Origin of the sequence: Burkholderia sp. Ac-20353 (genome assembly GCF_017104785.1) — a bacterium.
Lineage (GTDB): Bacteria > Pseudomonadota > Gammaproteobacteria > Burkholderiales > Burkholderiaceae > Burkholderia.
Genome location: NZ_JAAGPL010000002.1, coordinates 114,637 through 129,733, shown reverse-complemented (window position 1 = coordinate 129,733; position 15,097 = coordinate 114,637). Strand labels below are relative to the sequence as shown.

The window sequence follows — 15,097 nt, the reverse complement described above, 5'->3', positions numbered from 1 at the left end:
CGGGAAGTCGAGACGAAGGTCCGGCTGCGCTAGAACAGCTTGCGCATGCCGATCGCGACGCCGAGTGAGCCGCCGCGATTGGCGGCGAGCGAATAGTTGAGGAAGCGGTAGTTGTAGTTGTCGAAATCGAGGGCGGCGCGCCATGCATAGCCGCCGGTCACATAGAGTGTGGTCGCCTTCGACATCGCATAGTTGAACTGCAACGTGATCTGCTTCGGATTGTCGGGATCCGGGTTTGCCTGGTCTTTCGCGGGATTCTGCTTGCCGATGTCCTCGTAATAGAACGCGCCGATCACCTGCAGCGCCGGCGTGATCTGGTAGCGCGTGCCGAGCCAGTAGAAATTGAAGCGCGTGACGACGCCCGGCGTGGTGACATTGCCGTTCGCATGGACGACCCCCGCGATGAACTGCGCGGTACCCAACGTGTAGATCGCAGAGGCCGCATAGCGGCGGAAGTGCGTGTAGTCCGCGGGCTGCGTGCCGTTGACGTTGTCGTACGCGGCGGCGAGCGACAGGGCCGCGCCGGTGTACTCGAAGCCGAAGCCGGACGCCGCGCCGCTGCGGAACGCCCCCGGCGTGCCGCCGAACGCGTAGTGGGCCTGGAACGCGACCGGCCCGAACGTGACGCGGTACTTCGCCACGTTGTTTTCGCGGAAGTTCACGCCGACGATCGCGCCGGCAGGCTCGTAGATCGTCGAGTACGCGATGGTGGGCGAAAAGTGCTCCATCACGTCGAACAGCGTCGTGTACTGGCGGCCGAGACGCAGCGTGCCCCAGGTGTCGTGTTGAAGTCCGACCCACGCGGAACGGTCGAAGCCGCCTCCCCCCGAGCCGGTCCCGTTGTTGATGTTGATCGAGCTTTCCAGCCGGAATACGGCCTGCCAGCCGCCGCCGAGACTCTCCGCACCCTTCAGGCCCCAACGCGAGCCGCTCTTGCCGCCCGAACCCATCCGCACCAGCGGCGCGGAACCGCCGGGAACGGTCGATTGCTGGTGGGTCAGGTATTCGACGTAGACGTCTGCGACGCCGTAGAGCGTCAGGCTGTTCTGTGCATTCGCGGCGGCGGATGCCATGCCGAGCCCGCACATCGCGAGCAGTTTTCTGTTCATTGCTTGTCTCCTGGCTGCTGATGTTTTTGTGTTAGTTATACGAATCGATTCCTTTGATCGGCACCGCGTCGATGCCGCTCTGAAGCGGCTCCGAAGCCGCTCCACGCGGCGTGTGCCGTTGCGCCTGTCCGGTCAGTCGCGCGGCAGCAGTTCGCGGTGCCGGGCCAGCACGCGCCGGGCGCGCTCGACCACCGGCGCGTCGACCATTTTTCCGCCGACCCGCAGCGCGCCGCGTCCGTCGGCGCGTGCGGACTCGTACGCGTCGATCAGCACCTGCGCCGCCTGCACGTCGTCGGCGGACGGCGCGAATGCGCGGTTCAGGCGTGGCACCTGCGCGGGATGGATGCAGGTCGCGCCCGCGAAACCCATCGCCTTCGAGCGGCGGGCCATCTGTTCGAACGCGTCGAGATCGTCGAGCGAATCCGGGGTGCCGGCGAGGCCGAGCGGCAGCACGCCGGCCGCGCGCGCGGCGATGACCAGTAGCTGCTTGGGGATGTTGAGGACTTCCGGGCTCGCGTCGCTTTCGCAGTGCAGCGCGAAATCGCCGCCGCCGAGCATCAGCGCCGCGATGCGCGCCGACGCGCGGGCAATGCGCGCGCGTGCCTCGAACGCGGCCGGGGTCTCGATCATCGCGATCACGCGGGTCGTGCCATGCGCGACGCCGTATTCGCTTTCCAGTTCGCCGAGCAACGCATCGATGGCTTCGAGGTGCGACGCGCCGAGCACCTTCGGTATCGCGACGCCGTCGGCCCGGGCGGCGACGGCGGCCCGCAGGTCGGGCACCAGCAACTGCAACGGGCCGTTGACGCGCACGAGCACGTCGTTTCCGGCGACCTTCAAATGCGGAACGGTCGTGGCCAGCGCGCTGCGGGCGAGATCCTTCCGGTCGGCCGGCACGCTGTCTTCGAGATCCAGCAGCAGTGCGTCGGCGCCGGATGTGGCGGCCTTTTCGACGAAGCGCGGAACATGGGCCGGCACATACAGCAGCGAGCGCCACGCCGGTTCGTCCTGAAGTTGATGTCTCATCGTTTTCTGTAAAATGAAAGTCACTTTCATTTTTATGCGGGATGGTGCAGCTCGTCAAGATCGATGTTTACCCTTGAAATAAAAGGGGGTATTCGCGATCGGGAAGTGCGGCTCGGTCGACAGTGCCTGTTGACACGAAGCAGGCGATCGACAAAAATGAAAGTGACTTTTGTTTTTGTGCGGGGTGTCCTGCCGTGCCGGACGACCCCGTTTCTCTTTGCGAGGTAGGTATGAATGCTCAGGCAGATGGCGGCGTTTCCGCGGTCAACCGCGCGCTGACGGCGCTGCTGGCGTTCGGCAATGCGCCGAACGGATTGATGCTCGCGCAGGTCAGCGAGGCGACGGGGCTCAACATGAGCACGTTGCTGCGCCTGTTCGAATCGCTCGAAATGTTCCAGTTCGTCAAGCGGATGCCCGACGGCCGCTATGTGCTCGGGCCCGCGACGTTCCACCTCGGCATGATGTATCGCGAATCGTTCCAGCTGCGCGAGCATGCCGTGCCGCTGCTGACGCGGCTGTCCGTGGAAACCGGCGAAACCGCGGCGTTCTACGTGCGCGACGGCGACGAGCGCGTGTGCCTGTACCGCGCTTATGCGCAGCGTGCGGTGCATACCAATGTGCGCGAAGGCGACCGCTTCCCGCTCGACGCGGGCGCGGCGGGGCGAGTCCTGCTCGCGTTCTCGGGCACGCGCGGCGGCGATTACGACAAGGTGGCCGAGCAAGGCTACGCGGTGTCGATCGCGGAACGCGACCCGGAGAGCGCGGCGATCGCGTGCCCGGTGTTCGGCGTGGGCCGTTCGGTCGCCGGCTCGATCTCGCTGGGCGTGCCGCGCTACCGCTTCAACAAGAAGGTGCTCGCCGATTACCTGCCGCGCGTGCAGGCCGCGGCGAGCGAGCTCACCCATACGCTGGGCGGCGATCTGCCGTCGGCGGGCAGCGTGCCCGCGACGATCAGCCCGCAAGGCGAGTTGCACGAATAATCGATAAGGAGATTGGAATGTTCGAACCCGCAGCACAATCCGGGACCGAAGCCGCGCGCCATGCGGCGCGCATCGGCCCGCTTCACGACCGTCAGTTCGACGCCGGCGCGCAGGGCCCGCTGGCAGGCGTACGCGTGATCGACCTGTCGCGCCTGATGGCCGGCAACATGCTGAGCGTGCAGCTCGCGGATTTCGGCGCGGACGTGGTCAAGGTCGAGCCGGAGCAGGGCGACACGCTGCGCGCGGTCGGCGCCGGCGGCGTCAGCACGAACTGGAAGGTGTACGGCCGCAACAAGCGCAGCGTGTGCGTCGACCTGCGCACCCGCGAAGGCATCGAGATCGTCCTCGCACTGGTGCGCGATGCGGACGTCTTCATCGAGAGCTTCAAGCCCGGCGTGCTCGAACAGATGGGGCTCGGCCCGGACGTGCTGCTGGCGATCCGGCCGAAGCTCGTGATCGCACGCATCTCCGGATGGGGGCAGACGGGCCCGTACCGCCACAAGCCGGGCTTCGGCACGCTGGCGGAAGGCTACTCGGGCTTTGCGGCGATCAACGGCTTTGCCGATCGCGAACCGGTGCTGCCGCCGATGTTCCTCGGCGACATGACGGCTGGCCTGTCCGGCGCGATCGCGGTGATGGTCGCGCTGTGGGCGCGCGACGCGAACGACGCGCCGGGCCAGGTGATCGACGTATCGTTGTTCGAGCCGCTGCTGTCGATTCTCGGGCCGTCCGCGGCCAACTACGCACTGACCGGCGCGATCAAGCCGCGCACCGGCAGCCGTTCGACCAACACGGCGCCGCGCAATGCGTATCGCACCCGTGACGACAAGTGGCTGTGCCTGTCGAGCTCGACGCAGACGATGGCCGAGCGCCTGTTCCGCTCGATCGGCCGGCCCGATCTCGTGGACGACCCGCGCTACCGCACCAACGTGCTGCGCGTGCAGCATGCGCAGGAACTCGACGAGATCGTCGGCGGATTCATCGCGGCGCGCGATCTTGCGGAGAATCTCGCGTTCTTCGAGGACGCGGGCGTCACGGCCGGCCCGATCCATGATGTTAGCCAGATCGTTAAGGATGACTACGTGATAGAGCGGGAGGCGCTCGTGAACCTGCCCGACGAAGACGTCGGCACGATTCCGATGCACAACATCGCGCCGCGCTTCTCGCATACACCCGGCACGTTCCGGCGGGCTGCGCCGCGGCTCGGCGAACACAACCGCGAGATTCTCGCGCCGTTGCTGGGCGAGCAAGCGTTCGCCCGTCTGGCCGAGTGCGGGGTGATCTGCCACGGATGACGGCGAACGCCGCGCCTGCGCGGCGAGCGACAACCACAATCAAGGAGACTTTCAATATGAAACCGCGCTGGATACACCGGCCGCCCGGTTCGAACTGGGGCGATTTCGGCCCCGACGACCAGAAGGGCCGTCTCAACTGGCTGACGCCGCAGAAAACGCTGGAGGGCGTGCGTGAGGTGCGTGAGGGGCGCGTGTTTTCGCTGAGCCTGCCGCTCGACGTGCCGCGCGGCGGCGGCCTCAATGCCCGGCGACGGCCGCCCGCGATCATGCCCGCGCTGCTGCACGACAGGCCGTACTTCGGCTACCGCGCGGACGAACAGGTCGCGCGGGCGACGGACGTCGTGTGCGACGACGCATTCTGCATGCACTCGCAGTTCTCGACGCAATGGGATGCGCTGTCGCACGTCGGCGGCCTGTTCGATGCGGACGGTGACGGCGAGGCCGAGGCCGTGTTCTACAACGGCTACCGGATGGGCGAGCACGTGCGGGTGCCGGAGGCCGGTGCACAAGTGGGCGGCGCGCACGCGCTCGGGATCGAGCACATGGCGTCGTGCGGGGTGCAGGGGCGCGGCGTGATGATCGATCTGCGCCATCATTTCGGCGATGCGCGCCGCAAGATCGGCTACGCGGACCTGATGTCGGTGATGGCGGCCGACGGCGTCGTGGTCGAGCGCGGCGACATCGTCTGCCTGCATACCGGCTTCGCGGACTTGCTGCTTGCGGCCGATGCTGCTGCTGGGGCGGTTGCGGCCGACGGAACCGACGTGCATCGCGCTTGCTGCGTGCTCGACGGAGACGATCCGCAACTACTCGAGTGGATCGACGTATCGGGGCTCGCGGCGCTGGTCGCGGACAACCATGCGGTCGAAGAGCGCCCGCAGCAGCCGGGGCCGCGTGCGGCGCACGGGCCGCTGATGCCGCTGCACGCGCTGTGCCTGTTCAAGCTCGGTATCCACCTCGGCGAGCTGTGGCATCTGACGCCGCTCGCCAACTGGCTGCGCGCGCATGGGCGCAACCGCTTCCTGCTGACGGCGCCGCCGCTGCATCTGCGCGGCCTCGTCGGCTCACCGGTCAATCCGGTCGCCACGGTCTGAGCCTGGCGCGACATCCCATTCTTTCCGGAGACAGCAGCATGTCCAATCCATACGCGCTTGCCGTGACGGAGCGCATCGACCGTTTGCCGCCGACGGCCAGCATCTGGGGCCTCGTGCTGATGCTGAGCGTCGGCGGGTTCTTCGAGGTCTATGACCTGTTCCAGATGACCTATCTGCCGGCCGGCCTCGTCCGCGACGGCATCTTTCACGTCGGCGCGAAGGGTCTGTTCGGCCTGTCCGATCAGGCGACGCTCGGCGCGGCCACGTTCATCGGCCTGTTCATCGGCGAGATCGGCGTCGCCCCGCTGGCCGACCGCTTCGGCCGGCGCGCGGTCTTCACCGGTTCGCTACTGCTCTACACGGTCGCGAGCCTCGCGATGTGCGCGCAGCACACCGCGGCGGGCATCCATCTGTGCCGGCTGGTCGCGGGCATCGGGGTTGGCGCCGAGCTGATCACGATCGGCGCGTTCCTGACGGAGCTCGTGCCGAAAGGCATGCGCGGCCGCGCGTTCGCGGTGTGCTTCGCGATCGGCTATCTCGCGATGCCCGTGCTCGCACTCGCGTCCTGGCTGCTGATGCCGCGCGCGCCGCTCGGCATGTCCGGCTGGCGCTGGATCATCCTCGCGGGCGGCAGCGGTGCGGTGATCGTCTGGTGGCTGCAGTCGCGGCTTCCGGAGTCGCCGCGCTGGCTCGCGATGCGCGGCCGCACGGACGAGGCCGAAGCCGTGCTGCAGGCGATCGAGGCACGGGTCGCGCGCGAATCCGGCCAGCCGTTGCCTGCGGTGCCGCCTGTCGTGGCTGTCGAAGCGGGGCACGCGGGGCACGCGCGGGGGCACGCGCGCGCGGCGTCGATGTGGGATGCGCGCTATCGCGGCAGGACGCTGATGCTGATCGCGTTCAACGCGTGCCTGAGCATCGGTTTCTTTGGCTTCAGCCAGTGGCTGCCGAGCCTGCTGGCCGCGCAGGGCACGCCCGTGACGAAGAGCCTGCTGTATGCGTTCGTGATTGCGTTCGCGTATCCGCTGTCGCCGTTCATCGCGAGCGCGGTTTCCGACCGGATCGAGCGCAAGTGGCTGATCGTCGCGACCGCGTTCGGCGTCGCACTGTTCGGCACGGCATTCGCGCTGTCGTCGTCCGCCGCCGCGGTGATCGGGTTCGGTATCCTGATCACGTTCTGCAATACGACGCTCGCGAGCAATGCCACCGCGTATCAGGCGGAAGTGTTTCCGACGGCGATCCGCAGCCGCGCGCTCGGCTTCGTGCACTCGTTCGGACGGCTGACCGGCGTCGCGAGCAGCTATGTCGTCGCGTTGATTCTCGAGCATCTGGGCGCGCCGGGCGTGTTCGTGCTGATCGGCGCCAGCATGCTGGTCGTGATGCTGTCGATCGGCGTGTTCGGTCCGCGCACCAATCACCGCTCGCTCGACGAGATTGCGGCGGCTGATGGCCCGCAGCCGGGCTCGGGCGATGTGACTGGCGCGCCGGATGCACCGGACGCGTATCGCGGCCCGGCGGTGCGCGCGCGGCAGCGGTAAGCGGGACGGGCACGGGCAGGCGCGGCGGGCGCGGGCAGGCACGGCAGGCGCATGCTTCACCGCAACGCCCGCCGCCGGCACGCGCCTATCGCGTGTGGGATAATGGCGCGTTTGCCCGGAGCGCAGCTCAAGAGGTTGTACGCAAGGGCGTGCGAGGGCCTTTATTCCCGTGGCCCGCTTCCTTTCTGCGAAATTTCTTCAGCAACCACAATGCCCGCATACCGTTCCAAAACCTCCACCGCCGGCCGCAACATGGCGGGCGCGCGCTCGCTGTGGCGCGCCACCGGCATGAAAGACGACGATTTTTCCAAGCCGATCATCGCGGTCGTCAATTCGTTCACCCAATTCGTGCCCGGCCACGTGCACCTGAAGGACCTCGGCCAGCTCGTCGCGCGCGAGATCGAGGCCGCGGGCGGCGTCGCCAAGGAATTCAACACGATCGCGGTCGATGACGGCATCGCGATGGGCCACGACGGCATGCTCTATTCGCTGCCGAGCCGCGACATCATCGCGGATTCCGTCGAGTACATGGTCAACGCGCACTGTGCCGACGCAATGGTGTGCATCTCCAACTGCGACAAGATCACGCCCGGCATGCTGATGGCCGCGATGCGGCTCAACATCCCGGTGATCTTCGTGTCCGGCGGCCCGATGGAAGCCGGCAAGACGCGCCTCGCGAATCCGGTCACCAAGACTGTCGAGCTGAAGAAGCTCGACCTCGTCGACGCGATGGTGATCGCCGCCGACACCGCCTATTCCGACGCCGACGTGGCCGAAGTGGAGCGCTCCGCGTGCCCGACCTGCGGGTCGTGCTCGGGCATGTTCACGGCCAACTCGATGAACTGCCTCACCGAGGCGCTCGGCCTGTCGCTGCCCGGCAACGGCACGGTGGTGGCTACGCACGCGGATCGCGAGCAGCTGTTCAAGCGCGCCGGCCGCCGTATCGTCGAACTGACCCGCCAGCACTACGAGCAGGACGACGAGCGCGTGCTGCCGCGCTCGGTGGGCTTCAAGGCGTTCGAGAACGCAATGACGCTGGACATCGCGATGGGCGGCTCGACCAACACGATCCTGCACCTGCTGGCGATCGCGCGCGAAGCGGGCATCGAATTCACGATGACCGACATCGACCGCCTGTCGCGCATCGTGCCGCAGCTGTGCAAGGTCGCACCGAACACCAACAAGTACCACATCGAGGATGTGCACCGCGCGGGCGGGATCATGGCGATCCTCGGCGAGCTGGACCGCGCGGGCAAACTGCACACCGACGTGCCGACCGTGCACGCGCCGACGCTCAAGGACGCGCTGGACCAGTGGGACATCGTCCGCACGCAGGACGATGCCGTTCGCACGTTCTACCTGGCCGGCCCGGCCGGCGTTCCGACGCAGGTCGCGTTCAGCCAGGACACGCGCTGGCCGAGCCTGGATATCGATCGTGCCGATGGCTGCATCCGTTCGTACGAGCACGCGTTCTCGAAGGAAGGCGGCCTGGCAGTGCTGACCGGCAACATCGCGCTGGACGGTTGCGTCGTGAAGACCGCCGGGGTGGACGAGAGCATCCTCGTGTTCGAGGGCACGGCTCACGTGACCGAATCGCAGGACGAGGCGGTCGAGAACATCCTCAGCGACAAGGTCAAGGCCGGCGACGTGGTGATCGTGCGCTACGAAGGCCCGAAGGGCGGCCCCGGCATGCAGGAAATGCTCTACCCGACGAGCTACATCAAGTCGAAGGGGCTCGGCAAGGCCTGTGCGCTGCTGACGGACGGCCGCTTCTCGGGCGGCACGTCGGGCCTGTCGATCGGCCACTGCTCGCCCGAGGCGGCAGCCGGCGGCGCGATCGGCCTTGTGCGCGACGGCGACAAGATCCGCATCGACATCCCGAACCGCACGATCGACGTGCTGGTGTCCGACGAGGAACTGGCGCGCCGCCGCGAAGAGCAGAACGCGATCGGCTGGAAGCCGGCGAAGCCGCGTCCGCGCAAGGTGTCCGCGGCGCTCAAGGCGTACGCGAAGCTGGTCATGTCGGCCGACAAGGGCGCAGTGCGCGACCTGTCGTTGCTGGACGACTGATTGACTGTTCGATTGTCCGACTGACCCCGCGACGGGCTGCGTGCCCGTCTGCCGCGAAGCCGCTCTTCGGAGCGGCTTTTTTTCGCGTGCCGTGTCAGCCGAGCAGATCCTCGTAGAACGCGCCGAACGGGCGGGTGGGGTGAGCGGGATGAACCGGTCGTGCCGTTCAGCGCGTGGGTTCCGCTTCGAGTGTGCCGGTGTCGTGATCGCGCCGCCGGTTCCTCACGCCGAACCACAGGATCGCGAGCGCGGCCGTCGCGAGCCACGGCAGCAGCAGGCCGTTGAGCGTCTGCCACCCGAATGCCTTGAGCAAGCCGCCGGCACCGAACGAGCAGGTCAGGCCGATCACAAAGATCGTCATGTCGTTCGTGGCCTGCGCGCGGCTTTTCTCGGCCGGGCTGTAGGTGGCGGTCAGCAGCGTCGTGCTGCCGATGAACAGGAAATTCCAGCCGACGCCAAGCAGCATGAGCGCGCCCGCGAACGAACCGAAGCTCACGCCGCTGAACGTTGCCAGCACGTGGCCGGCCAGCAGCGCGACGCCCGCGAGCATGATGCGCAGCGCGCCGAAGCGCGCGATGAGCGAACCCGTGAAAAAGGACGGCAGGTACATCCCGAGCACGTGGAGCTGGATGACCGTCGCGGCCACCGACACCGCATGGTGATGGTGAACCATCGCGATCGGCGTCGCCGTCATTGCGAGGATCATCACGCCGAAGCCGGTCGCGGCGCCGAACAGTGCGACGAGATAGGCCGGCTGCGTGACGATGCGCGCCCAGGGCCGTGCGCTGCGCGTATCGACGTGGTCCGCCGTTGCGTCGGGCATGCGCAGGGCGCACAGCACGCCGGCGGCGAGCAGCGACACGGCGGACAGGATCAGGAACGAGCCGACGTATAGCGGCTGAAGCAGCGGCTGCAGCAGTGGCCCGCCGAAGCGGCCAAGGGTCGGCCCGAGCAGCGCGGCGACGATGCCGCCGCCGAGCACGAGCGCGATCGCGCGGGCGCGAAAGCCGTCGTCGGCGATTTCGCTGGCCGCGAAACGATAGAACTGCGCGAACGACTGATAGGTGCCAACGAGAAACATGCCGAGCGCGAGAACGGCCAGCGAGCCCATCCACGTGCCGAGCGCCGCGACGAGACCGCCGAGTACGCCCAGCAGCGCGCCGAGCACGAAGCCGGCGCGGCGGCCGACCCGCGCCATCCACGCGGACGCGGGGAACATCGCCGTCGCGGTGCCGAGGAACATGGCCGCGATCGGTGCGGTCGCCAGTTCGGCGCGGCTCGTCATCTGGCTGCCGGCCAGGCCGCCGATCGTCATCACGAGTACCGACGCGGTCTGGACCAGCGCCTGCGCGGTGGCAAGAACGAACACCTGACGGTGCATCTGTTGGCCGAACATGGGGAAATCCTCTCGTGGAGGGCCGTACCGTGGGACGCACGATCGTGCCGGGACCGGGTCGAACGGCGGCGCTGAAGTGCCGTCTCCTTCGACCGGAGAATGCTGTCTAGTATGAGGAATGGCCTTACATAATTCAAACGAATTGGCTTGGGACGATCCGCAATTCTTTTAGTGATCGATACGAGTGCAGTTTTTCAATGAACTTGACCGTTTCCCCACATCCCTGATCACGTCATGCGATCTGCTCGGCAAGTTCCAGTAACCGACGGATGGCCAACGTGAGACACCAGCTCTATCAAAGCCTGGTTTCCAGTCCGTCGGCGTCAGTTCATCCGCGTGAGCCCTTTGTCAGCGAGCATCGTATTGGTTAGCGTACGTCGATTCCCAACCGCCACCGAGTGCCTTACAAAGCGTGACAAGATTCGTGTCGGCGGTCGCCTTGCTCCGCTCGAGATTGCTCTGTGCTTCGAGCAGTTGTTTCTGCACATTCAGCACGTCGAGATAATCGACCGCTCCAGCCTTGTACCGTTGCTGTGCAATCGCCAGCGCGCGGCGGTTCAGGGCCACCACGGATACGAGCCGATCGCGCCGGCGCTGTTCGGCATCGTAGACGACAAGCGCATCGTCGACCTCCCGCCATGCGTCGAGTACCGTATGTCGGTAGTTGATCGCAGCCTCCTGTTGTTGTGCCTCGCGCAGGTGGAGCATGCCCTTGAGACGTCCGCCCTCGAAAATCGGCAGCGTGATCGACGGCCCCACGACAAACTGGCCGGATGCCCAGTTTGCGAGGCTCGAAAGCTGAAGGCTCTGGAACCCCGCGCTGCCATTCAACGAAATGCGCGGATAAAAATCGGCTTTCGCCATTCCGATCGACGCCGTGGCAGCGTGCAACTGTGCCTCCGATCTTCTGATGTCCGGCCTGCGCTGCACGAGTTCGGACGGAAAGCCGATTGGCAACCGTTCAGGAAGCGGCGGAATGTCACGCGGTGCGCCGAGCGTCTGCCGCAGCGCACCCGGCTCCTTCGCGAGCAACACGCCGATCGCGTTGATCGTGGTTTCGCACTTCGATTCGAGCGTCGGAATCACACTTTCAATCGACTCGACCTGTGCAGAGGCATTGGCGACGTCCAGGTCAGTCGTTACGCCCTCGCGTACGCGGATCTGCGTAAGCTTCACCGCGTCACGCGCAATCTCAAGGTTGTGTCTTGCGATCTCGAGCTGCGATTGCGTATCGCGCAACCCGATATAGTCACGCGCGAGTTCGGCACGGGAAGAAAGCAAAACCGCATTGCGATCCTCGTATGACGCGTTCGTCGAGGCGGTTGCCGCTTCGACACCGCGTCGAACCCGGCCCCAGATGTCGATCTCCCACGACGCATCGAAGCCGGACTGGTACAGGTTGTAAGCCGGCGAGCCCTTCGATCCCGGCAACGCTGCCACGCCGAGCGGCGTGCTGCCCGAAGCCGATTGCGGCTGAGTCTGCGCCGGCGTGACGCCAAGCAGCGACAAAATGCCGTTCTCGCTTCCACGCTCGCGGTTGTACGAAGCGGCGGCTTCGAGCGTCGGATATTCTGCTGCACCCGCAACGCGCTGTTCGGCCCGACTCTGTCGCAGCCGAGCCGACGCCGCGGCCACGTCGAGGTTCGCATCAGCCAGTTGCCTTTCCATCGAGTTCAATATCGGATCGTCAAACAGTGTCCACCAATCCGGACTGAATTGAGATTCGACAGCCTTGCTCGATGCTTGCGCCGTTGTCGTGCGGTTGAAGACGTCGGGCGTTGACGTCTTCGCGCGTTCGAAGTCCGGGCCCAACGTGCATCCAGCCATCACAAGGCTTGCGAGTATCGCCAGTACCGTCTCACGGACGGAGAATTCGCTCGTGTTCATTTCCTGTTTCCTCCCACCGCAGGCGCATCGCGATGCTCGCCGACGGCCACTTCCGCTTCGACTGAAAGCCCCACGCTCAATGCAGATGCCGCCTGCTGCCCGTGGTCGATCGTGATCTTGACGGGCACGCGCTGCACGATCTTCGTGAAATTGCCCGTTGCGTTGTCAGGCGCGATAGGCGCAAAGCTCACGCCGGTAGCAGGCGCAAGACCATCGATATGGCCTCGAATCACGATGCCCGGGAAGCTGTCGACCTTGATGCGTACGTCCGCGCCTCGCCGCATGTTGGTGATCTGGTTTTCCTGGAAGTTGGCGACGACATAGGCGTCCGAGAGCGGGACAATCGCGAGAACCGCTGCGCCGGGCGTCACGAATGCGCCGACCCGCGCTGACCGTCGCCCGACCTTGCCGTCGACCGGCGCGCGAACCTCTGTATAGGACAGGTTGAGTGTGGCCTGCTCCAGGACCGCCCCGGCACGTGCCAGCGCGCCTGCCGCCTTGTCACGCTGGGCGCGCAGGACGTCGAGGTTCTGCTCGGTCGCCGTCAACGCGGCCCGATCGTGGGCCTGCTGCGCGAGTTGCTCGGCGAGGGTGCTCGAAGCGTGTTGCTGCTCCTGCGCCGTTCCCGCGCCGGCTTCCGAAAGACTCTGGTAACGCGACGCGTTTGCTCGCGCAAACTCGATACCGGCTTCGTCGGATCGAAGCGTCGCACGCGCCTGCTCGACGAGCGACGGCTGCCGGGCGATCTCGGCATCGTAGTTGGCAACGGACGCCTTGGCCGCCGCCACATCCGCCTGTGCACTCAGCAATGCTGCATGGAAGTCGCGATCATCGATGCGCACCAGCAACTGACCGGCCTTCACCGACTCGTTGTCGTCTACCAGAACGTCGGAAATCTGTCCGGCGACGCGCGGTGCCACGAGCGTGAAGTCCGCCTGGACATACGCATCGTTTGTGGATTCGGTATCCGGCGTGGAAAGAAGCCGTGTGCAGCCCCATACGGCCATGCCGGCCGCGACGATCGATGCGGCAACGTAAGCGGTCTTGAACGGAAAACGGGTGACGGTTGACATGGTATCGTCCCTCAATGCGGAGGAGCCGGCGTAATGGTCCACGGCGGAAAAATTCGCACGGGCAACACCGGAACAAGGAAAAGAAGCGCAACGGCGATGCCCGCCATGACGCGATAAAGATCCGCTGAAGTCAGTACCCATGCCTGCTCGTGGATCCGCTGCGCGAGTTCACCCAGGCCATGCACGGCGTCGATACTCTGGTTCGTCACCAACGCGTTGTTGCCCAGATGGTCCACCAGCACGTTCGAATGAAAGCGTTCGCGGTCGGTACCCAATCCTTCGATCAGACTCGTCGCCGCAGCCGCGGAGAACGTCTTCAGTGAGTTGAACATTGCCGATGCGAACGGGCCTTCCGTTGGCGGCAAGCCGGTCGTGACCCCCATCAGGATCGACAGGATCACCATCGGTTGGGCGACGATCTGCAACGACTGAAGCAGGTAGAAGTTGTCGCGAATCCACTCGGAGGTCATCAAGCTCCCCATCACGCATGTCGCTGCCATGAGAGAAAGCCCGATACCCAGCACCCAGCGGCGGTCGATCTGCCGAAGGTTCAGTGCTGCCGCCGTCAAAGGAAGCGTAATCAGGAGCGGGACCGCGACCAGCAACGACAGCGGTGCCGTCTGCAGAGCGCGGTAGGTGTGAACCTTCGCGAGATACTGGCCCGGTATGGCAGCAACGCCGACCAGCAGTACCACGGCGCCCGCGAGGGTCAGGAGGCCGTGCGCAAAGTTGCGGCGGCCCAGCATCTGCAGCTTGAAAAAGGGCAGCGGGTGAAACCATTCGTTGACGAGGAACACCACAAACAACAGCGTCCCCCCGGAAAACATCGCGCAGATGAACCCGGAATTCAGCCAGTCGAGACGATCGCCTTGCAGAAGGCCGATCACAAGCATGGCGACTGCCGGGAATCCGGTGAGGAATCCGATCCAGTTGAATGAGCCAAGCCGTTCGAGTTTGAGCGGATCCGACGGAAGCCCGAGCTGGATCGCAATACAGCTCACGACGCCAAGCGGCACGATCTGAAGAAAAGCCATACGCCAGCTGACATACTCGGTCCACAACGCCGCGAGCGGCGTGCCGAGCGCCGGCCCGACGGTTGCGGTGAGTGCGTATCCGGCGAGCCCGTACAGCTTGACCTTGGGCGGCAGATAGCGCAGCGCCACAATGATCAGCATCGGCGGCAGGCATCCGCCGGCGATCCCCTGCAGAACACGCAGCACATAAAGTGCAGGCAGGTTCGGTGCGAATGGGCAAAGAACCCCGAGCAGCAGAGTGGCGAGCACGGCACCGATCGTGAATCGCTTCAGCGTGAAGGTCATCCCGAACCATGGCGCAAACACCATCGTCGCGACGTTGGTCGCTTCGAACAGTGCGGTCAGCCAGGTCCCGTCGTCATGCCCGATCGACAGTGCGCCCTGAATATCCGCCATCGCCGACGCGGTGACCTGTTCATTGAGTATCGCCAGCAAGGACGCAAACAGCATCCCGATCAGGCCGATAGCGACACGAAGCGACAACGCGGCCTGCTTGGGGCCTGGCCGTACCGGCGTCTCTGTCTCCTGCAACGCAACGAGCGCCGGCTCGCCTGTTCCGGTTGTCAAAGGGTTCGCGGTGCTCATAAGGGGCCACTGG

General features: G+C 65.8%; 12 protein-coding genes. 5 read left to right on the top strand and 7 right to left on the bottom strand.

What is annotated here, in order from left to right; translation table 11 throughout:
• Nucleotides 1–29 precede the first annotated feature (29 nt).
• Together G3N94_RS00640 and G3N94_RS00635 are read right to left on the bottom strand one after the other, a co-directional pair.
• A complete protein-coding gene (locus G3N94_RS00640) occupies nucleotides 30–1,109 on the bottom strand; it encodes a porin (protein ID WP_205789802.1) in 1,080 nt (359 codons plus the stop codon).
• A gap of 132 nt (nucleotides 1,110–1,241) precedes the next feature.
• Nucleotides 1,242–2,135, bottom strand: a complete 894-nt coding sequence (locus G3N94_RS00635) for a CoA ester lyase (protein ID WP_205789800.1) — start codon at nucleotides 2,133–2,135, stop codon at nucleotides 1,242–1,244.
• A 230-nt stretch (nucleotides 2,136–2,365) separates the two neighbouring features.
• On the opposite strand from G3N94_RS00635, the gene G3N94_RS00630 reads away from it, so the two are divergent.
• The 5 genes from G3N94_RS00630 to ilvD all read left to right on the top strand — a co-directional run bounded on the left by G3N94_RS00630 (nucleotide 2,366) and on the right by ilvD (nucleotide 9,109).
• Nucleotides 2,366–3,115, top strand: coding sequence for an IclR family transcriptional regulator (locus tag G3N94_RS00630; protein ID WP_205789798.1), 750 nt, complete (start codon nucleotides 2,366–2,368; stop codon nucleotides 3,113–3,115).
• A 17-nt stretch (nucleotides 3,116–3,132) separates the two neighbouring features.
• The gene (locus tag G3N94_RS00625) at nucleotides 3,133–4,410 is read left to right on the top strand and encodes a CoA transferase (protein WP_205789796.1); all 1,278 of its coding nucleotides are present in this window, start codon (nucleotides 3,133–3,135) and stop codon (nucleotides 4,408–4,410) included.
• Nucleotides 4,411–4,466: 56 nt separating this feature from the next.
• Nucleotides 4,467–5,504 (top strand): cyclase family protein, encoded by a 1,038-nt coding sequence (locus G3N94_RS00620; protein WP_205789794.1) that lies wholly within the window; start codon nucleotides 4,467–4,469, stop codon nucleotides 5,502–5,504.
• 38 nt (nucleotides 5,505–5,542) lie between these two features.
• Nucleotides 5,543–7,039: an MFS transporter gene (locus tag G3N94_RS00615; RefSeq protein WP_205789785.1), complete on the top strand. Its 1,497-nt coding sequence runs from the start codon at nucleotides 5,543–5,545 to the stop codon at nucleotides 7,037–7,039.
• 210 nt (nucleotides 7,040–7,249) lie between these two features.
• A complete protein-coding gene (gene ilvD, locus G3N94_RS00610; RefSeq protein WP_205789784.1) occupies nucleotides 7,250–9,109 on the top strand; it encodes a dihydroxy-acid dehydratase in 1,860 nt (619 codons plus the stop codon).
• A 166-nt stretch (nucleotides 9,110–9,275) separates the two neighbouring features.
• On the opposite strand, the gene G3N94_RS00605 is transcribed toward ilvD, so the two are convergent.
• From G3N94_RS00605 to G3N94_RS00590, 5 genes are all read right to left on the bottom strand, one after another.
• Nucleotides 9,276–10,505 carry an MFS transporter gene (locus G3N94_RS00605; protein WP_205789782.1) on the bottom strand — a complete coding sequence of 410 codons (1,230 nt, stop codon included), beginning with the start codon at nucleotides 10,503–10,505 and terminating at the stop codon, nucleotides 9,276–9,278.
• Nucleotides 10,506–10,673: 168 nt separating this feature from the next.
• Nucleotides 10,674–10,832, bottom strand: coding sequence for a hypothetical protein (locus tag G3N94_RS43120; protein WP_346778622.1), 159 nt, complete (start codon nucleotides 10,830–10,832; stop codon nucleotides 10,674–10,676).
• A gap of 21 nt (nucleotides 10,833–10,853) precedes the next feature.
• Nucleotides 10,854–12,392, bottom strand: coding sequence for an efflux transporter outer membrane subunit (locus G3N94_RS00600; protein ID WP_205789780.1), 1,539 nt, complete (start codon nucleotides 12,390–12,392; stop codon nucleotides 10,854–10,856).
• A complete protein-coding gene (locus tag G3N94_RS00595; RefSeq protein ID WP_205789957.1) occupies nucleotides 12,389–13,465 on the bottom strand; it encodes an HlyD family secretion protein in 1,077 nt (358 codons plus the stop codon). Before G3N94_RS00595 ends, G3N94_RS00600 begins: the two co-directional genes overlap by 4 nt.
• Before the next feature lie 11 nt (nucleotides 13,466–13,476).
• The gene (locus tag G3N94_RS00590; protein WP_205789955.1) at nucleotides 13,477–15,084 is read right to left on the bottom strand and encodes an MFS transporter; all 1,608 of its coding nucleotides are present in this window, start codon (nucleotides 15,082–15,084) and stop codon (nucleotides 13,477–13,479) included.
• Nucleotides 15,085–15,097 lie beyond the last annotated feature (13 nt).